The sequence below is a fragment of the Desulfovibrio desulfopostgatei genome, assembly GCF_053570645.1.
In genome coordinates this window covers 144,712-163,809 of sequence record NZ_JBRBQS010000002.1, presented here as the reverse complement: position 1 = coordinate 163,809, position 19,098 = coordinate 144,712, and the positions used below count along the sequence as shown (strand labels likewise).

The 19,098-nt window shown below is 59.1% G+C and carries 18 protein-coding genes; 11 read left to right on the top strand and 7 right to left on the bottom strand.

Translation table 11 applies throughout. From position 1 onward, the window contains the following. Nucleotides 1-28: 28 nt before the first annotated feature. A complete protein-coding gene (gene modA, locus ACUZ9Q_RS00700) occupies nucleotides 29-814 on the top strand; it encodes a molybdate ABC transporter substrate-binding protein (protein WP_449247146.1) in 786 nt (261 codons plus the stop codon). 85 nt (nucleotides 815-899) lie between these two features. Here modA (ACUZ9Q_RS00700) and ACUZ9Q_RS00695 read toward each other — a convergent pair whose 3' ends face one another. The 3 genes from ACUZ9Q_RS00695 to modA (ACUZ9Q_RS00685) all read right to left on the bottom strand — a co-directional run bounded on the left by ACUZ9Q_RS00695 (nucleotide 900) and on the right by modA (ACUZ9Q_RS00685) (nucleotide 3,239). Next, nucleotides 900-1,649, bottom strand: a complete 750-nt coding sequence (locus tag ACUZ9Q_RS00695) for an ATP-binding cassette domain-containing protein (RefSeq protein ID WP_233483599.1) — start codon at nucleotides 1,647-1,649, stop codon at nucleotides 900-902. After that, on the bottom strand, nucleotides 1,649-2,326 hold the full coding sequence (gene modB, locus ACUZ9Q_RS00690) for a molybdate ABC transporter permease subunit (protein ID WP_192113591.1): 678 nt from the start codon (nucleotides 2,324-2,326) through the stop codon (nucleotides 1,649-1,651). The genes ACUZ9Q_RS00695 and modB overlap by 1 nt, the downstream gene beginning before the upstream one ends. Before the next feature lie 145 nt (nucleotides 2,327-2,471). Beyond that, a complete protein-coding gene (gene modA / locus ACUZ9Q_RS00685) occupies nucleotides 2,472-3,239 on the bottom strand; it encodes a molybdate ABC transporter substrate-binding protein (protein WP_192113548.1) in 768 nt (255 codons plus the stop codon). Between the two features lie 154 nt (nucleotides 3,240-3,393). Here modA (ACUZ9Q_RS00685) and ACUZ9Q_RS00680 point away from each other — a divergent pair, with 154 nt between their 5' ends. Further along, nucleotides 3,394-4,518 (top strand): TOBE domain-containing protein, encoded by a 1,125-nt coding sequence (locus tag ACUZ9Q_RS00680; protein WP_192113547.1) that lies wholly within the window; start codon nucleotides 3,394-3,396, stop codon nucleotides 4,516-4,518. A 92-nt stretch (nucleotides 4,519-4,610) separates the two neighbouring features. Here the strand turns inward: ACUZ9Q_RS00680 and ACUZ9Q_RS00675 are convergent, their stop codons facing one another. The 4 genes from ACUZ9Q_RS00675 to ACUZ9Q_RS00660 form a co-directional block, all read right to left on the bottom strand. Then, nucleotides 4,611-5,666 (bottom strand): GntG family PLP-dependent aldolase, encoded by a 1,056-nt coding sequence (locus tag ACUZ9Q_RS00675; protein WP_233483598.1) that lies wholly within the window; start codon nucleotides 5,664-5,666, stop codon nucleotides 4,611-4,613. Nucleotides 5,667-5,678: 12 nt separating this feature from the next. Then, a complete protein-coding gene (locus ACUZ9Q_RS00670) occupies nucleotides 5,679-6,914 on the bottom strand; it encodes a dicarboxylate/amino acid:cation symporter (protein WP_227118454.1) in 1,236 nt (411 codons plus the stop codon). Between the two features lie 67 nt (nucleotides 6,915-6,981). Next, a complete protein-coding gene (locus tag ACUZ9Q_RS00665) occupies nucleotides 6,982-7,638 on the bottom strand; it encodes a GntR family transcriptional regulator (protein ID WP_209818513.1) in 657 nt (218 codons plus the stop codon). A 473-nt stretch (nucleotides 7,639-8,111) separates the two neighbouring features. Further along, nucleotides 8,112-9,071 (bottom strand): TIGR01212 family radical SAM protein, encoded by a 960-nt coding sequence (locus ACUZ9Q_RS00660; protein ID WP_449247145.1) that lies wholly within the window; start codon nucleotides 9,069-9,071, stop codon nucleotides 8,112-8,114. 226 nt (nucleotides 9,072-9,297) lie between these two features. Here ACUZ9Q_RS00660 and ACUZ9Q_RS00655 point away from each other — a divergent pair, with 226 nt between their 5' ends. The 9 genes from ACUZ9Q_RS00655 to fumC all read left to right on the top strand — a co-directional run bounded on the left by ACUZ9Q_RS00655 (nucleotide 9,298) and on the right by fumC (nucleotide 19,056). Beyond that, nucleotides 9,298-10,338, top strand: coding sequence for a rod shape-determining protein (locus tag ACUZ9Q_RS00655; RefSeq protein WP_022659878.1), 1,041 nt, complete (start codon nucleotides 9,298-9,300; stop codon nucleotides 10,336-10,338). Between the two features lie 121 nt (nucleotides 10,339-10,459). Then, on the top strand, nucleotides 10,460-11,350 hold the full coding sequence (gene mreC, locus ACUZ9Q_RS00650) for a rod shape-determining protein MreC (RefSeq protein WP_192113541.1): 891 nt from the start codon (nucleotides 10,460-10,462) through the stop codon (nucleotides 11,348-11,350). Then, nucleotides 11,347-11,817: a hypothetical protein gene (locus ACUZ9Q_RS00645; protein WP_192113540.1), complete on the top strand. Its 471-nt coding sequence runs from the start codon at nucleotides 11,347-11,349 to the stop codon at nucleotides 11,815-11,817. Before mreC ends, ACUZ9Q_RS00645 begins: the two co-directional genes overlap by 4 nt. Continuing rightward, nucleotides 11,801-13,717 (top strand): penicillin-binding protein 2, encoded by a 1,917-nt coding sequence (gene mrdA / locus ACUZ9Q_RS00640; RefSeq protein WP_227118452.1) that lies wholly within the window; start codon nucleotides 11,801-11,803, stop codon nucleotides 13,715-13,717. Before ACUZ9Q_RS00645 ends, mrdA begins: the two co-directional genes overlap by 17 nt. A gap of 183 nt (nucleotides 13,718-13,900) precedes the next feature. Beyond that, a complete protein-coding gene (gene rodA, locus ACUZ9Q_RS00635; protein WP_192113590.1) occupies nucleotides 13,901-15,007 on the top strand; it encodes a rod shape-determining protein RodA in 1,107 nt (368 codons plus the stop codon). A 23-nt stretch (nucleotides 15,008-15,030) separates the two neighbouring features. Beyond that, nucleotides 15,031-15,372, top strand: coding sequence for a bactofilin family protein (locus tag ACUZ9Q_RS00630; protein WP_192113538.1), 342 nt, complete (start codon nucleotides 15,031-15,033; stop codon nucleotides 15,370-15,372). A gap of 355 nt (nucleotides 15,373-15,727) precedes the next feature. Further along, nucleotides 15,728-16,282 carry a GAF domain-containing protein gene (locus ACUZ9Q_RS00625; RefSeq protein WP_022659885.1) on the top strand — a complete coding sequence of 185 codons (555 nt, stop codon included), beginning with the start codon at nucleotides 15,728-15,730 and terminating at the stop codon, nucleotides 16,280-16,282. A 203-nt stretch (nucleotides 16,283-16,485) separates the two neighbouring features. After that, nucleotides 16,486-17,502, top strand: a complete 1,017-nt coding sequence (gene gap, locus ACUZ9Q_RS00620) for a type I glyceraldehyde-3-phosphate dehydrogenase (RefSeq protein WP_022659886.1) — start codon at nucleotides 16,486-16,488, stop codon at nucleotides 17,500-17,502. 93 nt (nucleotides 17,503-17,595) lie between these two features. Next, the gene (gene fumC / locus ACUZ9Q_RS00615) at nucleotides 17,596-19,056 is read left to right on the top strand and encodes a class II fumarate hydratase (protein ID WP_428993644.1); all 1,461 of its coding nucleotides are present in this window, start codon (nucleotides 17,596-17,598) and stop codon (nucleotides 19,054-19,056) included. Nucleotides 19,057-19,098 lie beyond the last annotated feature (42 nt).

The window sequence follows — 19,098 nt, the reverse complement described above, 5'->3', positions numbered from 1 at the left end:
ATCAATCATAATCGTACCAAGGGGAAGCATGATGAAAATGATACTCAGGTCTGTATGTCTGACTGTATGCGGCACGGTTTTACTGGCCCTTGCGAGCCTTGCCAGCGCTGCTGAAATCAGCGTTGTCAGCTCCGGCGGCTTTGCAGCCGCCTACAAGGCGCTTTGCCCGGAGTTTGAAAAAGCCACGGGCGATACCCTCAAATCCGCGTGGGGACCGTCCATGGGCGATACCCACAACGCCATACCCCAGCGTCTGGAACGCGGGGAATCCATTGACGTGGTCATCATGGTGGGCAATTCGCTCGACAAGCTGGTCAAGGAAGGCAAGGTCGATCCGTCAAGTACGGTACTGCTGGCGCGCTCCAAAGTTGCGTTGGCTGTAAAGGCCGGAGCCCCCACCCCTGATATCTCGACCGTAGAAGCCCTGAAGCAGACCATGCTCAACGCCAAAAGCATTGCCTATTCCGACAGCGCCAGCGGCAAGTACATCTCCAACGTTTTGATTCCCAAGCTGGGCCTTGCGGATGCCCTCAAGGACAAGGCCCGCATGATCCCTGCGGAGCCTGTGGGCAAGGTGGTGGCCCGTGGCGAAGCCGAGATCGGTTTTCAGCAACTCAGCGAACTCAAGCCCATTGAAGGTATCCATATTGTGGGCCTGATCCCCGAAGCCGTTCAGGAAGTAACGCTGTTCTCCGCCGGCATGGTCAAGGGGGCCAAAAATCCGGAAGGCGCAAAGGCCCTGCTGAAGTACCTCGCTTCACCCCAATCTTCCAAGATTATTGACGACACAGGTCTGGAAGCGGCCAATCGCTAAACATTGGTCCATAATGCAAAAGGCCCCTGTCCGTCATGCGAGCAGGGGCCTTTTGCATAGGGCACATGTTTTTTTTGCATGCTGTTCAGGCCCCCTCCTGCTCCTGCAAATGCCGCAGACACTTGCCCGCTGTGGCAAAATTCTTGCGCAGATCGGCATAATCCGGCACCGTGCGCGCGCCGCCCCGGTCATAGAGCACAAGCCCGCCCGCAAAAGTATCCACATCGTCCGGGTCATGACTGATGATCACGGCGGGAATGGTCAGATCGGCCATCAGTTCGAGCAGTTCTTCGCGCAGGCGCTCGCGCAGCAAAGGATCAAGCGCGGAAAAAGGTTCGTCAAGCAGCAGAAGCAAGGGGTCGGCATTGAGCGCCCGCGCCAGAGCCGCGCGCTGCCGCTGCCCGCCGGATATCTGCGAGGGCAGGTGGGCAGCCAGATGCCCGATGCCCAAACGTTCCAGCATGGCCTGCGCCTTGTCGCGCTCCTCGCCGCGCACCTTCCAGGGCCAGCAGCCAGTGCGCGGATAGGCCACGTTCTGCAACAGGCTCAGGTGTGGAAACAGGGCGTAATCCTGAAACATGTAGCCGATACGCCGCTTCTGCACAGAAACAAACACGCCCTGTGCATCATCGTACAAGGTGCAGTCGCCAATGCGGATATGGCCTGCGTCAGGCCTTGTCAGCCCCGCCAGACACTGCATGGTCAGCGACTTGCCGGAACCGGAAGGGCCAAAAAGCACCGCGCACTTGTGCTCGTCGCCGATATCGTAGCGCACGTCCAGATTGAAGGGCGTAACCCCGTTCCTGAAACTTTTTACCAGCCGCAACGAGATCATCAGCGCCGCCTCTTGAGTTTCACAAGCAGTTCCGCCGCCATCAGCAGGGTCACGCACACGGCGGAGGTAACAAACACAAGCCAGGAGGCCTGGAGGTCATTGCCCGCCTGAAAGGCATCGTAGATGGCGAGGGCCAGGGTCTGGGTCTTGCCGGGAATATTACCCGCAATCATCAGGGTTGCGCCAAATTCTCCCATGCCGCGCGCAAAGGCCAGCATGATGCCCGCAAAAATGCCCTTCCAGGCCAATGGCAGCGATACGCTGATAAACACCCGCCATTCCGAGGCCCCAAGGGTGCGGGCCGCGTCTTCCAGATGTTTGTCCACCTGCTCCAGCGCCGCGCGGGCTGACTTGTAGATAAGCGGAAAAACCACAACAGTGGCTGCAACCACAGCCCCCTGCCAGGAAAAAATCAGGTTGATGCCCAGTTCCGCCAGTCCATGTCCAAAAACGCCGCGCCGCCCCACCAGCAAGATGAGGTAATAGCCCAGCACCGTTGGGGGCAGCACCAGCGGCAGCGAACACAGGGCGTCCAGCAGGGCGGGCATGGGGCCTTTTTTGCGGGCCAGCCGCCAGGCCGCCAGCGTTGCCATAACAAAGGAAACAGCCGTAGCCGCTCCCGCCACGCGCAACGAAAGCTCCAGCGGGCTCCAGATAAACCCCAGGTCAAAATCCATTTCCAACTCTGCCCCCTGCCGCCGACCATATCCGTCGTAAAAAATAATAAAGGCGGCTGCCGATTCTGCCAAAACGGCAACCGCCAGTAAGCACAATCCATCATTGCAGGCCGGCGCGCAAGGGCACGGGCCGCGCCTTCATGTGCTATGGTTTGGAAAAGCCATATTTGGCAAGCACTGCCTGGCCTTCAGGCGAAAGCACAAAATTCAGAAATTCCTGGCCCATCTTGGCATCCTTGCCGGTGGTGGCAACGGCAATGGGGTAGCTCACGGGGTCGTGGCCTTCCACAATCATGACCACTTCAACCTTGTCCGCCAGCTGCTTGGCATCGGTGCGGTAAACAAAACCGGCATCAACCTCGCCGCGGGCCACATAGTCCAGCACCTGACGCACGCTGTTGCCCATGATAAGCTGGGGCTGCACGGCTTCCCACAATTTGGCGGTGTTCAGCGCGTCCTTGGTGTAGCGCCCGGCAGGCACGGAATCGGGATTGCCAATGGCAACGCGCTTGAAGGCCTTGATATCTTCAAGCTTGGCGGGCTTTTTGGAGCCAGCAGGCACGATAAGCACCAGGTCGTTGAGCGCAAAATTCTTGCGCGTAGCGGGGTCGACAACCTTGGCGGCCACGGCCTTGTCCATGGTGCCCTGATCGGCAGAGGCAAAAACATCTACAGGCGCGCCTTCCTGAATCTGTTTGAGCAGCGGATTGGAGGCGGCGTAATTGGTGTGCACCTGCAAGCCGGTGTGCTTCTTTTCAAACACGCCCTTGATTTCGTTAAAGGCATTGGTAAGGCTGGCAGCGGCAGAAACGGTCATTTCCGCAGCCTGAACGGGAAGGCTGAGCAGGGCCACGCAACCCAGCGCCAAAGCTATGCGGCAAAAGGCCCCACGAGCGTATGCAGTCTTTTTCATGAAATTCCTCCGTGCGCCAGAAGCGCGGTTTATACGCCAACAGTACAGAACCCTTGAAGGCGAGCAATACAGTCACGTTTTTTGATTAAAGCGTGAACACTGTACAACAAAAGGGTTTTACTTGTATAAGGCAGGAAAACTGACGGGAATCAGCATGGAAAAAAACAAAAACCGTGAGGAAATGGCCGCGCTTTTGCGCTCCCTCTCTTCCGCAGACAGGGCATGGCTGCGCCAACGCCTTATGCGGCGGGACTCTGCCGCTCTGCTGCAGGATACAGGACGCATCAGCCCGCGCGAGCTGCTGGCCGTGGAAACATGGCTGTGGGAACGGGCCAGCGCCGCCCGTGGCCCGCGCGAAAAACGCCCCCGCCTGCGCATGTGGCTGATTTTCATGCTGCTGCGCTACGCGGCCCTGCGGCTTGTGGAAATTTTTGAGATCATGCCTGCGCACCTTGATTTTCAGGACGGCGTTATCCATGTGCCGGGCAGCAATGAGGCCCCAGGGCGCGAGGTTCCCCTGCCGCTTACCATCAGCCGCCGCCTCAAGCGCGTGCTGGAAGACCCGGCGCTGTTTCCTGAAACCCGCGAGCTCATGCGCTGCGACGCCAGTTATGTGCGCCGCTGCCTGCAACAGTGCGGTGCGGCCTGCGGCCTGCCCAAGGGCCTTTTGAGCGCCCGCGCCCTGCGCCATACCCGCGCCCTTGAGCTGGGCAGGCAAGGCCTGCCCCTGCCCGTGGTGGATATTTTTCTTGGCCGGCGATCCGCGCCCGGCCAGAGCGGCATTGTCCGCTGCGACCCGCAGGAGGCCAAACGTCTGCTGCGCGAACAACTGCAAAGGGAGCGACCCATGAAAACCAGTGCGCGCAACGTCTTTCAGGGGCGCATAACCTCATTGCGCCAGAGCGGGCTGCTGGTAGAAGTGGTGCTGCGCACCGCAGGCGGTCTGCGCGTGGCCTCGCTCATTACGGACGAAAGCGCCAAGACCCTGGCCCTCAATGAGGGCAAGCTGGTCAATGCCAGCATCAAGGCCCCCTGGGTGCTGGTGCAGGGTGGAGAACTCTCGCCCAAAAGCTCCCCTCCGGCGGAGAACTGCTTTACAGGCGTGGTGGAACGGGTACGGGAAGATGAAATGGTGGCCGAAATTCTGGTGGCGCTTGGCGAAGGCAGTCAGGTCTGCGCCCTGCGCAACTGTGGGCCGGAAAACCCCATCAATCTTGTGGCCGGGCAGACTGTAACGGTATTTTTCAAGGCTTTTTCCGTCATTCTCACCGTAGATTAGCCAGCAAACTCGCAAACAAAGCCGCGCCGACAGTCGTTATGACCATCGGCGCGGCTTTGTTGTTTATTTCAGCGGCAGTTTACTGGCAGGTCTTACTTCCACAGGGCGCGGTTTTCTTCCATAAAGCGCTCAAAGGCCTCAATGGCTCGCGCCATATCCTGACGCCCCACGCCACTGTAGGTTGTCAGCCGCAGGTGATCCTTGCCCATGCCCTTTGCCAGCAGCCCCAGAGGCGCAAGCTGTTGCTCGAACCATTCTGAAGACCTGCCGGAAGCGCTTATATCCAGCATCACAATATTGCTCTGCACAGGCGTGAGCACAAACTCGTCATAGGCCGCCAGCGCCGCGCCGAGATGGCGGGCGTTTTCGTGGTCTTCCGCAAGGCGCTCAATACCCGTGCGCAGGGCCACCAGCCCGGCAGCCGCCATAATGCCCGCCTGCCGCATGCCGCCGCCAAGCAGCTTGCGCGTCTGACGCGCCTTGGCGATAAACTCGCGCGTTCCGCACAGCACAGAACCGAAGGGCGCGCCCAGCCCCTTGGAAAGACAGAACATCACGCTGTCCGCGCAGGCGGCCAGATGAGCGGCATCCACCCCGAGGGCCACGGCAGCGTTGAACAGCCTCGCGCCGTCCATATGCACGGGAATCCCCGCCTTACGGGCCGTAACGGCGAGCGCCTGCTGCCGTGCCAGCGACACGCAGATGCCGCCGCCGAAGTTGTGGCTGTTTTCCACACAGGCCAGCTTGACGTCCGGCGTCGCGCAGGCGGATGCAAAGGACGCGACTTCGGGCATGCCCTCCGCATCCCGCGTGTAAAACACTGGCTGAACGCCCAGGAACTTTTCCATGAAGGGCGACTTTTCGGTGCGGAACACATGCAGGTCCGGCTCCAGAGCCGCAGCATCCCCACGCTCGCACCACGTAGCCAGCGCAACAAGATTGGCCATGGTTCCCGACGGGCAAAAAAGCGCGGCTTCCTTGCCCAGCAGTTCGGCGGCATGATCTTCCAGCCGATTAACTGTGGGGTCGCCGCCGCGCCCTTCCGCGTCAACACGGCCGTCATCGCCCACTTCGGCCTCGCGCATGGCGGAGCGCATGGCCTCGGTGGGAACGGTCAGGGTATCACTGCGCAGATCGACTACAGGCATGAATGTCACCTTTTAGACTTCAGCGGTTTCTTCCACCGGTTCGTAGGCAATGCCCGCCCAGCGCATGACAAGCTTCACCGCGACGGTGTTGCTGACCACGTTGACGGCTGTACGGCCCATGTCCAGAAAAGCGTCCACACCCGCGATGATGGCCAGGGCTTCCACAGGAATGCCGATGGTGGTCAGCACCATGGCAATGGCCACAAGACCGCCGGAGGGCACGTTGGCGCTGCCCTTGCTGGCAAGCGTGGTCACCACGATGATGGAAAGCAGGGTGCTGGGGTCCAGGGGAATGTTATAGGCATCCGCCAGAAAACCCACGGCCAGCGCAAAATACATGATGGAGCCGTCGCGGTTGAAGGCGTAGCCCAGGGGCAGCACCACCGAGGCCACGGCCTTGGGAACGCCCATTTCCACCAGCTTTTCCATATGCAGGGGCAGTGTCGCCTCTGACGAACGTGTGGCAAAAGCCAGAATAACTGGTTCGCTCACGGCCTTGGCGGTCTTGAGGGGCTGCTCGCCAATGCAGAGCATCAAAATGGCAAACAGCACCAGCAGTACGCCAAGCCCCAGATACATGACCAATACCAGTTTGAGCAGGGCCAAAATGGTGTGCATGCCCTGCGTGGAAAACAGCCAGGCAATGATGGCAAAAATGGCGATGGGGGACAGGGCGATGATCCAGCCCGTGAGTTTGAAAACAGCTCCCATCAGGGCATCCAGCACATCAACCAGAGGCTTTGCCCTGCTGCCGGTGGAGGCCAGCGCAAGGCCCAGCAGCACTGCAAACACCAGCACTGGCAGAAGGTTGGTGCCGGACATGGCCGCGAACACGTTGGAGGGGATCATGTCGAGGAAAAACTTTGTCCAGTTGACCGTGGTATTGATGTTCTTGGGCAGTTCTGCGGTGTGCGACAAGTTGACGCCCACACCGGGGTGGAACATGCCGTTGAGGGCAAGGCCAATGATGATCGCAACCACCGTGGCAATGAAAAAATAGAGCAGGCTGATAACGGAAACCTTACCCAACTGCTTGGCGCTGTTGCCCATCTGGTAGATGCCAAGGGTGATGGCCGTGAACACCAGCGGCACCACGATCATCTTGATGGCCTGCACAAAGGCCGTACCCACCGGGGCCAGGGCCTGGGAAAAGTGCGGCGCGAGAAAGCCGAACACAATGCCCAGAACAAGGCCGAGCACCATCTGAATTGGCAGCGGAATGGGCCGCTTTTTGCTGGTTTTTGTCATTTCCATCGCCTCTCTTCCCCCTCTGTTCCTTGCACGTAAAACGTCTTGTGATGCTCAGCGGTCAGGATTAGCCGAGAACTGCAAGCAGTGAGCGCAGTTTCGTTTCCATGGCCTTTTGCAGATGATCCCAGACAAGCTGGTGAGCCAGTGTTTGATTGCGATCCAGAATGGCATTACCAATGGCGATATGTTCCTTGATCACCACGCGTGTCCGTTCTGCATCGTAATTTTTGACGCGCTGCATGGCCAAGGAGTTCTGTACGCGCACGTCTGCATAGAGTTTTGCCAGCCGCGTGTTGCCAGCGGCCTGAAATATGGCTTTGTGGAAGTCCCAGCCGATACGCTGCGCTTCAAAGGTATCAAGCTCCGGCCCATCGGGCAGGGCCTGAAGCTCGGCAAGGCAGGCGCGCAGCTCAGGGCTGCCGCCTTTTTCTGCGGCCAGCTTGGCGGCCATGCCTTCGAGCGCCAGGCGCACCTCGTGGATTTCTTTCAGGTCTTCCACAGACAGGCGCTGCACAAAGGTGCCCCGCAGAGGAACGCTCATGAGAACGCCCTCCCTGCACAGATCCTTGATGGCCTCGCGTACTGGCGTGCGCCCAAGTTGCAGGCTTTCAGCCAGGCTGCGTTCCGACAGTTCTTCGCCGGGGCTGAGCTGCCCCTGCGCGATCATGGAACGGATGGCCTCATACGCTGTGGAAGATGCCTTGGTGTTTGTCTGCTTCATAACTGGTATACCAGCATAAAGCCAAATAAATGTCCATACGCCGCAGGACGGCTCCAGCATGTTAACCCTATAATATTACAAAGGGGTGGAGTTTTTTTGACCAGAAAAAAACGAGTAGATTTGCGGCAACACCAAGTGAAACCAACAGGAGGTCCTGTGGAACCAGCTAAGCAAAGCCGTTAATGACGCAACAAGCCCCCCAGAGGCAACTTATGGTGTCCGGCGAAGATTTTTAGGCGCTGGCAAGGAAGTAGTTATTTTTGCGAGGGGAGTGTACTCGCTTTAGCCGTTGCGACAAAGGAAGCTACGGATAAAGACAGCAGCGCTGACCGTACTCGACCCGGGCAAAATCACTCCTGAAGCAGAAGACACACCAACCCAAGATACCAATGTGTCCAGCGAGGATTTTTGGGCACTGGCAAGGAAGTGTGGCTTTTTGTGAGGGGAGTATACTCCAATGGTACTCGACCCGATCAAAAATCCACACTGACGCCGCCAACGCTCAAAAAGACCGCCGGACACACCTCGGGGGAGTCGCAGAACTTCCCTTGCCACAACTCCCTCGTCCCCAGCGCCCGCCGCAAATCTCCCAGAAGGCCGCGTTTGTCCGTGGCCCAGGCCGGGGCCAGCAGTTCACCGGGGGCCGGGTCGCTCTGGAGGCGATGAATGACGATGTGCGAAGGGATGCGCGGCAGGGCGGCGCAGAGAAGATCGACATATTCATCGCGCCAGAGGGGGTGGTACTGGCCTGCGGTGTACTGGCGGGCAAGTTCCGTCCCCTTGGGCACGTAAACGTTGTGCAGTTTGAGACCGCTTATCGGCAGGGAGAGCGCCCATTCCAGACTTTGCAGAAAATGTCCTTCATCTTCGCCGGGCAGACCGGCCATGAGGTGAGCGCATACGGCAATACCGCGCGCAGCGGCCATGCGCACGGCATTTTCAGCGCTGGCTGCGGAATGGCCCCGGTTAATGCGGGCAAGGGTCTGGTCATGGGCCGTTTGCAGGCCCAATTCCAGCCAGAGGTCGCAATCAAGGGCTGCGAGCAGGTCGAGCTTTTCGTCATCAAGACAGTCGGGGCGGGTTCCCACGGCTATTCCAAAACAGCCGGGCAGTTGCCGAACGGTTTGGAGCAGTTGTTGCAGGCGTTCTGATGGCCCATACGTGTTGGAGAAGGATTGCAGATATGCAATAAAGCGCGTATTGGGGTCGTCCCGCAGATATATGGAGCGCCAGTAATTCCACTGTTGCAGTAGGGAATCGCCCTGTTTTGCACGGCCAGAGCCGGATCCATTGGCATTGCAAAACATGCAGCCGGAAAACGAAAGCGTACCGTCGCGGTTGGGGCAGGAGGCCCCGGCGTCAAGTGGAATTTTTTGCACCCGGCTGCCGTAGCGTTGATTATAATAAGCGGCCAGAGTATGCCAGCGCTGCATGTTTGCGTCCCTTGAAGGCTTATTTCCGCGCCTTCCGGCGGGACAAATATTTTAACCCTGCGTCCACCGTCTTGACTTCATGCCAGTTTTAGCAGAACAGTTTTCAGCCTGACGTTACCAATTCCAACAGCGCCCCCACTCCAGGCCTCTTCGCCTCGCCGGGTGCGGGAGTTGTTTCAACATGACGGTAAGGTAGCACACCAGCACAGCGAGGCAAGTTAGAGTAATGTCCAAAATTCTGGATTTCGCACTAGGATTGTTTTCCAATGACCTGGCCATTGACCTTGGCACAGCCAACACCTGCGTTTATGTCAAGGGGCAGGGAATTGTGTTGCGCGAGCCCTCTGTGGTTGCGGTCAAAAAAGACCCGCGCGGCAACAATGTAGTTCTTGCCGTTGGGCACGATGCCAAGCGCATGCTGGGCAGAACCCCTGGCAACATCTGGGCTATCCGCCCCATGAAGGACGGCGTTATCGCCGACTTTGAAGTTACCGAGGCCATGCTGCGCCACTTTATCGCCAAGGTTCACAATTCGCGGCGTCTTGTGCGCCCGCGCATCATGATTTGCGTACCTACGGGCATCACCCAGGTGGAAAAGCGCGCCGTGAAAGAGTCGGCCCAGTCCGCTGGCGCACGTGAAGTGTACCTCATCGAAGAACCCATGGCAGCGGCCATCGGCGCGGATCTGCCCATTCAGGAACCCACCTCCAACATGGTGGTGGATATCGGCGGCGGCACCACTGAAGTGGCGGTCATCTCCCTTTCGGGCATTGTGTACTCGCGCTCTGTGCGCGTGGGCGGCGACAAGATGGACGAAGCCATCATGACCCACGTCAAGCGCAAGTATAACATGCTCATCGGCGAATCTTCCGCTGAAGAAATCAAGATCAAGATCGCATCCGCCTATCCGCTCGATCCGGAACAGCAGATCGAAGTCAAGGGACGCGACCTTGTGACGGGTATTCCGCAGAATATTATCATCACCTCTGAAGAAGTGCGCAAAGCCATTTCTGAACAGGTGGACAGTATTGTTCAGGCTGTGCGCATCGCCCTGGAACAGACCCCGCCTGAACTGGCGGCGGATATTGTGGACAGAGGCATTGTGCTCACGGGCGGCGGCGCGCTGCTCAAGGGCCTTGACCAACTGCTGCGCGAAGAAACCTCGTTGCCCATTACTGTTGTGGACGATCCCTTGTCCACGGTTGTGGTGGGTACCGGCAAAGCGCTGGACAACCTGCACATTCTTAAAGAAGTGTGCATCGACTAGAACCGACCTTGTCCTCGCGCCCCTGTGCGGCTGACGCAATGCCGGAACACGAGCTTCCGGTTCTGCGTCTCCGGTACAGGGGCGCGATTTATTCCGCACCGGCTTTCAGGAGCTTCCGCCTGTGACACTGCGGCGTCTTCTCCTCCTCGCGGGCATTTTGCTCATCCTGTTTCTGGGCATGTATTCCTGGAATCAGCGCACGCGCGTTCTGGACGACCTGGCCGCGAAACTGGGGCTTGAAATCACCGGCGCGGTGCTCACGCCCGTTCGTTCGGCGCAGGACGCTGCGGAAAACATGTGGGATCGCTATTTTGACCTTGTGGGCGTGCGCGAAGAAAACGAAGCCCTCAAGCAAAAGGTGGACGAACTCGAAGCGCGCCTGCTTGCCAATGGCGAAGATCTGGCCGAGCTCAAACGCCTGCGCGCGCTGGTGCAACTGCCGGTAGACCAGACATGGCGTCCCCTTGGAGCCCGCGTTCTTTCCGGCCGCATGGGCCCCAACGCCGTTCTGGACAGCATCACCATCAGCCGGGGTTACAGCACGGGCGGGCGTCCGGGCACGCCGCTGGTCACGCACCTTGGCCTGGTTGGCCGCGTTCTCAAGGCCAGCGCCCACAGTTCCATTGTGTTGCTGCTCACTGATCCCAGCAGCCGCATAGCCGTTTTTTCGCAGGAAAGCCGGGCTCCCGGCATCCTCATGGGCATGGGCACGGGCCAAAAGCTTGAAGTCAACTTTGTGCAGCGCGATGCCAAGGTCAAGCCCGGCGAAATAATCATCACCTCCGGTCTGGACGGCAAGTACCCCAAGGGCATACCTGTGGCGCGCGTACTGCGCGTGGCTCCTTCGGACTACACCCAGTTCATGGCCATCAAGGCAGAACCGCTGGTTGACCTGCAACACCTTGAAGAAGTGCTGCTGCTCGAATCCACCGGCGCGCCCCGCCCGCTGGAACCCAGCGAAGCTCCCAAAGAATTCGTGGGCCCGCCCGCGCCCAAAAGCGCCACGCCATGAGGACGCTCCGCAGCATTGCATGGTGGGCCTTTTTCATGGCCTGCGCCATTGTTTTGCAGGCGGCGGTACCGGGGCTTGATGTGCTCACGGTTGGCCTGATCATCCTGTTGCAGGAACGGGATTATAAAAATATGCTCTGGCTGCTGCCCGTGTTCATCCTGTTGCAGGAAGGCATGGGCACGCGCCCCTTCGGGGCCGTCATTGTCTGGTATGCCGCAGTCATCTTGCTGTTCAAGATGGGCCGCTGGCTGTTTGAAGTGGAAAATTTCATTTTTGTCTTTTTGCTGTCAGCCTGCCTGGGCGCCGCATACTACGCCATTGCGTGGCTCATGGCCCCTTTGCAGAACCTGCCTTTCGATGTGCAGGGAACCCTGGACACAAGCCTGATTCAGGCCATCTTTGTGCCCTTCGCCTGGCGGCTGTTGGTGGCCACCCGCCACTGGAACCCCGATGATCAGGAAAACTGACAATACCTCGCTGCTGGCGCACAAAGACAAGGCGCAGCATAAGGGCATTCGCTCCTGGCTCAAGATTCAGGTCGAGAGCGAGGGCTATCAGCCGCCGCGCGCGGGCGCAATCCTGCTTCAGGTTCTGGTGGGTCTGATGTTTTTTGTGCTTGTGGTGCGCTTCTGGTATTTGCAGGTGCACAGGGGTGAAGAGTTTGCGCGTCAGGCGCAGGACAACCGCCTGCGCATTGAGCGCATCTTTGCCCCGCGCGGGCGCATCATGGACGACAAGGGCAAGGTGCTGGCCGACAACCGCACCGCCTACGGCCTTTCCATCGTACGCGAAGACTGCCACGACATCCCGGCCACCCTGGCCCAGATAAGCGAATGGTCGGGCATTCCCCTCCAGCAGGTCTGGGACAAGTTCCGTCAGGACCGCTTCAAGGTCAAACCCTTTGAGCCTCTGCTGCTCATCACCGATATCGACTTTGACCTTGTGGCCCGCATTGAATCCGAGATTCACGAATGGCCGGGGCTTGAAATTGTGGTGCGCACCAAGCGCAGCTACCCCGAGAAAGAACTTTTCGCCCATATTCTTGGCTACGTTGCAGAAGCCAACGAGCAGGAAATGGCCGCGGACAGCGCCCTTGCCATGGGCGATCTGGTGGGCAAGCAAGGGCTGGAACTGGAGCTGGAAAAGCAGTTGCGGGGCCGCAAGGGATTGTACGATGTCGAGGTTGACGCCCACGCCCGGGTGCTTGGCAAGACCCTGCGCGATGAACCGCGCGGCGGGCACGAAATACATCTTTCGCTCGATGCGGGCCTGCAAAAGGCCGCCTGGGACGCCCTCGGCGGCGAGGCTGGCTGCATCGTGGTCATGGAGCCGGACAGCGGCAAACTGCGCGCGCTGGTGACATCCCCGGCCTACGACAACAATCTTTTTGCTGCGGGCATTTCGCAACGCGACTGGGACGCCCTGCGCACCAACAACCGCTTTCCCTTGCAGAACCGCGTTATCCAGAGCGTGTACCCCCCAGGTTCCGTATGGAAGCTGGTTATGGCCACCATGCTGCTTGAAAAGGGCGTTAACCCGCGCGAAAGCGTGTTCTGCCCCGGTCAGGTCAAGCTGGGCAACCAGATTTTCCGCTGCTGGAAGCGTGGCGGGCACGGCTCGGAAGACCTCGTGCACGCGCTCATCGACTCCTGCGACGTCTATTTCTACCAGATGGGCGACCGCCTGGGCATTGACAAGTTGGAAGAATTCGCCAAGGCTTGTGGATTCGGGCGGCCTACAGGCATTGATCTGCCGCACGAAAAATCGGGTCTTGTGCCTTCGCGCGACTGGAAACGGCGGCGTTTTGGTCGCCCGTGGACACGCGGTGAAACCTACAACGTGTCCATCGGCCAGGGCTACACCCTGGTGACACCGGTGCAGGTAGCAGTATTTGTTTCGGCCCTGCTCAACGGCGGCGATCTGCTCAAGCCCCAGCTTGTGGATGACGCCACCCGCGAAGTGCGCGGGCGCGTACCCGCCAAGCCTGAAACGCTCAAGTTTGTGGTGGAGGCCATGCGCCGCACTGCCAACGGCGGCACAGCCAAGGTTGTGGGCCGCAAGGATGCCGACATGGGCGGTAAAACAGGCACGGCGCAGGTGGTCAAACTCAAGATGGCCGCGGGCGACCGCCGCCTGAAAATGTCAGAAATGGAATACGCCCAGCGTGACCACGCCTGGATTGCCACCTGGGGTGTTAAAGACGGCAAAACCTACGTGGTTATTGTCATGGTAGAACACGGCGGCGGCGGTTCAAGTGTGGCTGGCCCTGTGGCCCGCAAGGTTTACGACTATCTTTTCGGGCCTGACCCCAACGCGCCCATGATCGTGTTGCCCGCCCCAACCGCAGCCGTAGACCCCACGGACTAGGCAACATGCGCAAAGAGCCGGCACCGCGCACAGGCGCAAACAATGTTTGCTCCAATGGCAAGAGCGCAGCCAACAATCGCAGCAAGGCCCGCCACGGGCAAGGAGTGTTGCGGTGCGCGGCACATGGACAAGCCTTTTCAGACCACCCTGCAACCACGCATTCCTGACAAGCGGACAAGCGGCATGGATAATCGCCTTTTCAGCTATATCAACTGGGGCCTTCTGGCCTGTATGCTGCTGCTCTATCTTGTGGGCGTGGGCAACCTGTATTCCGCCAGCGGTACGCGCGTGGAATCTGGCCTGGCATTCAATTCCTTTTATCAGCGCCAGCTGATCTGGGGCCTGTGCGGCGTGGTATGCATGCTGCTGGCAATGGTTTTTGACTACCGCCAGTTGCGCAACCTTGCCTGGCCTTTCTTTCTCATAACCGTCTTTCTTCTGCTGCTGGTGCCCATTGCGGGCAAAACAGTCTACGGTGCCAAGCGCTGGATTTCGCTGGGTTTCATGAGCTTGCAGCCTTCAGAAATGGCCAAGCTTTCCGTGCTGGTTCTGGTGGCGCGCCTGCTGGCGCGCGACAGCCGCCCCCTGGGCTGGAAAAATTTTTGCAGCGTGCTTTGCGTGGGCCTTATTCCTTGCGGGCTTATCATCGTTCAGCCCGATCTGGGCACTACCCTGCTCATATTGCTGATCATGGGCGGCATGATCCTGTTCCACGGGCTTAAGGGCTACGTGCTCAAAACATGCCTGCTGGTAGCGCCAGCCGCTGTGGCCTTCATGTGGTTTGTGGGTATGCACGATTACCAGCGCCAGCGCATCCTGACGTTTCTGGACCCCGGCAACGACCCGCGCGGCACAGGGTATCACATCATCCAGTCGCGCATTGCCATTGGATCGGGCGAATTGTGGGGCAAGGGTTTTCGCGAAGGCACGCAGAGCCAGTTGCGCTTTCTGCCCGAACGCCACTCCGACTTTGCCGTGGCTGTTTTTGGCGAGGAATGGGGTTTTGTGGGCTGCGTGGCTCTGGTCACGCTGTTCTGCCTGTTTTTGCTTTCCATCTTCTCAACCGCAGTTCAGGCCAAGGATCGCTTTGGCAGTACCCTGGTGGTTGGGGTGTTTTTTTACTTTTTCTGGCAGATTTTTATCAACATGGGCATGGTCATAGGCCTCATGCCGGTGGTGGGCATTCCCTTGCCCTTCATCAGCTACGGCGGCAGCGCCACGGTGGTCAACTTCACACTGCTTGGCATTGTACTCAACGTGTCCATGCGACGTTTCATGTTTAAAAGCTAACTGTAAAGCCAAAGGGGATAAACGTGGCAAAGGACGAAATAGCGTACCTCGGCTCCGATACCGTCTATGAAGGCAAGCTCAACTTCAAGGGCACTGTGCGCATTGAAGGCCGCTATACTGGCGAAATTGTCAGTGACGGTACGCTCAACGTGGGCAAGGATGCTCAGGTGCAGGGCACCCTTGATGTGGGTGAACTGCTGCTTTCCGGCCACTTCACCGGCGATGTGACGGCCAAACGCCGCATCGTGGTTTACAGCTCCGGGGTGCTCGAAGGTCAGGTTGTCACGCCCAATCTGCTTACGGAAGAAGGCGGCATTATTGAAGGCCAGATCAGCATGAAGGCCCCGGTCAAGCCCAAGGCTTAAGGGCCCAAGGCTTAGGGGGCAAAGCAAGAACGCCTGAGGGTGCGCCAAGCCGCGTTTTCTCAACGTTCGGCTTCCCTGCGCGGACAGATCGATAAGAGCCTGCGGCAATTTTGCTGCGCTGCCCAGAAAGGATCCTGCCAATGCAAGTATCCCGGCCAGCAGCCTCCTGAAATAGCGCTGCATTGGTGCACTCTTGCCTGTTTATGGCATATTCGCCGGGCCATGCCACACCACATTTGCCTGATGCAGAAAAATAGCGCATAGTTGGAACTGGAAAACGTGTTACAAACCAGATCAACAATTCATGCGCGGCAGGCTTTAATGCCTGTCGAAACGCTTTCCTCAGGAGGCACCTATGGCACACGATTATTTCCGTGCGCTCAGGGATGTGGCGCTGGTTATCAACTCCAGCCTTGAGCCCCGCGAAGTTCTGCACAAAATCACCGAGCAAACCGCCGTTACCATGGGCTGCAAAGCAAGCACCATCCGTCTGCTGGACAGCACCGGACGCTTCTTGCTGCCCAGCGCCGCCCACGGTCTTTCCTCCACCTACATGCGTAAAGGCCCGGTGGAAGTGAAACGCAGCGGCCTTGACGGCGAAGTGCTTTCCGGCAAGACCATTCACCTTAAGGACGCCACCGCCGACGGGCGTTTTCAGTACCCGGAATCGGCCAAGGCCGAAGGCCTTGTTTCCGTGCTGTCCTCCCCCCTCATGGCTGACGGCAAAGCCATTGGCCTCATCCGCGTGTACTCCGACGTGGAGCGCGAATTCAGCGCCGACGAGGAAACCTTCATGGAAGCCGTGGCTGCCATTTCGGCGCTGGCCATTGAAAACTCCCGCCTGCATGAAGCCCTGCGCAACAATTACGAGCTGATGGCCAAACACGCCTACTCTCTCTACGAAGACTAGGCCGCGCACAGGCGATTTTGTCCCGGCTGCCTGGCAGGTTTTCAACAGCCCGTGCAGCAAAGGCATTGCCTAAAAGTGGCAGGGCTTTCGTCCGGGGCCAGAACAGTCGGGCGCAGGGCATGCGCTTTGCAAATTTGAGCCGTTGAATTCCGGCGGCAGCGCACGACAACGATTTTTCCCTCTACGCTATGAGGAACTTGCATATGAGCAGAATCAAAGTAGGCATCAACGGCTTTGGCCGTATTGGGCGGCAGGTTTTCCGCGCCCTGCACCAGAGCTACCGCGACAAAGTGGAAGTGGTCGCCATCAACGACCTGTTTGACGCGGAATCCAATTTCCACCTGCTGGAATACGATTCCGTCTATGGACGTGCCAACCTTGACGCCAAGGTCAACGGTCAGGACGCCACAGTAGGCGACTGGAACATCCACTGCTTTGCAGAGCGCGACCCCAAGCAGCTTACCTGGGGCGCGCATGATGTTGACATCGTGGTGGAAAGCACGGGCATCTTCCGCTCTGCCACCCAGGCGGCCGTGCATATTGAAAACGGCGCAAAAAAGGTCATCATCACCGCCCCCGCCAAGGACGAAGACATCACCATCGTCATGGGCGTGAACCACGAGCAGTACGACCCGGCCAAGCACCACGTCGTGTCCAACGCCTCGTGCACCACCAACTGCCTTGCCCCGGTGGCTCTTGTGTTGCAGCGCAAATTCGGCATCCAGATGGGCAACATGACCACCATCCATGCCTATACCAACGACCAGCGAATTCTCGACATGGCCCACAAGGACCCGCGTCGCGCCCGCGCCGCCGCCTGCAACATCATCCCCACCTCCACCGGCGCGGCTCAGGCAGTAGCCAAGGTTATTCCCGAACTCAAGGGCAAGTTCACGGGCTATTCGCTGCGTGTGCCCACGCCCACGGTTTCGGTTGTGGACTTTTCGGGCATTCTGGAAAAATCCACCGACACCGAAAGCCTGCTCGGCGAACTCAAGGAAGCTTCGGAAACCTACCTCAAGGGCATTCTGGCTTACAACGAAAAACCCCTGGTCTCCATGGACTTCAAGGGCGACCCGCATTCTTCCATTCTTGAAGCCCCCTACACCACCGTGCAGGAAGGCCGCCTTGTCAAGATTGTGGCCTGGTACGACAACGAATGGGGCTATTCCAACCGCGTGTGCGACCTCGCCTGCCTCATGGGGGCCAAGGGCTTCTAGCACAGCACCGTATAACGGCACAGAACGGCCCCCGGTCAGCCGCTTCGCAAGGAGCGGGCCGGGGGCCGTTGTTCGTGCAGGGAGGAGCGCGCCGTGAGCAGTACAGCACAAAAGGAACCCTCTGTTCTTGATCTTCCTGTGGGCATAGACGCCGCTGGAGAACGCGAAGAGTTTGACAGCATGGGCCAGGTCATGGTGCCTGCCAACCGTTACTGGGGTGCGCAGACGCAGCGCTCGCTCGAACATTTTTCCATTGGCGACGACAAGATGCCGCTGGAAATCTGCCGCGCCCTCTGCCTGATCAAAAAGGCCAGCGCACAGGTCAACGCCCGCATGGGGCGGCTGCCCGGCTGGAAGACACAGGCCATTGACCGCGCCGCGCAGGAAGGCATGGACGGCCTGCTGGACGAACATTTTCCGCTCTACGTGTGGCAGACTGGTTCCGGCACCCAGACCAACATGAATGTGAACGAGGTGCTGTCCAACCGCGCCATCCAGTTGCTCGGCGGCGTCATGGGCAGTCAGAAACCCGTTGGCCCCAATGATGATGTGAACATGAGCCAGTCGTCCAACGACGCCTTTCCTACGGCCATGCATCTGGCTGCTGTGCAGAGCTGCGATGCGCGTCTGCTGCCGGAGGTGGAAGCCCTGGCCGATGCAGTGGAACGCAAGGCCGTGCAGTGGATGGACGTGGTCAAGATTGGCCGCACCCACTTGCAGGATGCAGTGCCCCTCAGCGTGGGGCAGGAATGGTCTGGCTATGCCGCCCAACTGCGGGCCTGCGTTGCGGACATCCAGACCGCCCGCGAGGGACTCTACCCCCTGGCTCTGGGCGGCACCGCCGTGGGCACCGGGCTGAACGCGCCAAAGGGCTTCAGCATGGCAGTTGCGGAAGAACTGGCGAGCATCACGGGCAAGCCCTTTGTCACAGCGCCCAACAAGTTCATGGCCCTTGCCTCCCAGGACGCCATTGTGCGCTTCAGCGCCGCCCTGCGGGGGCTGGCCGTGGCTCTGGTCAAAATAGCCAACGACATGCGCTGGCTGGCGGCTGGCCCGCGCTGCGGGCTGGGCGAACTGCAATTGCCGGAAAACGAACCCGGCTCGTCCATCATGCCCGGCAAGATCAACCCCACCCAGTGCGAGGCCCTGATCATGATCGCCATACAGGTCATGGGCAACGACAGCGCCGTGGCCATTGCGGGCAGCCAGGGCAATTTTGAACTCAATGTCATGCGCCCCGTAGCCATCAAAAACGTGCTGCAATCCATAAATATTCTGGGCGACGGCTGCCGCAAGTTCAGGGAACATTCCGTTGAAGGCACAAGGCTCAACAGGGAGAAAATTGATTCGTTCGTCAATAATTCCCTGATGCTGGTCACGGCGCTTTCGCCCGTCATTGGCTACCAGCAGGCGGCAAAAATTGCAGAAAAGGCCTCGGCGGAGGGGCTCACCCTCAGGCAGGCGGCGCTGGAGCTGGGAAGCGTGACCGCGGAACAGTTTGACAACATCGTGCGGCCCGAAACCATGATCGGCAATGGGCTGGCTGGGGCGTAGGCTCTGCGGCCTGCACGCGCCCTGAAATCAAACATCCGGCAG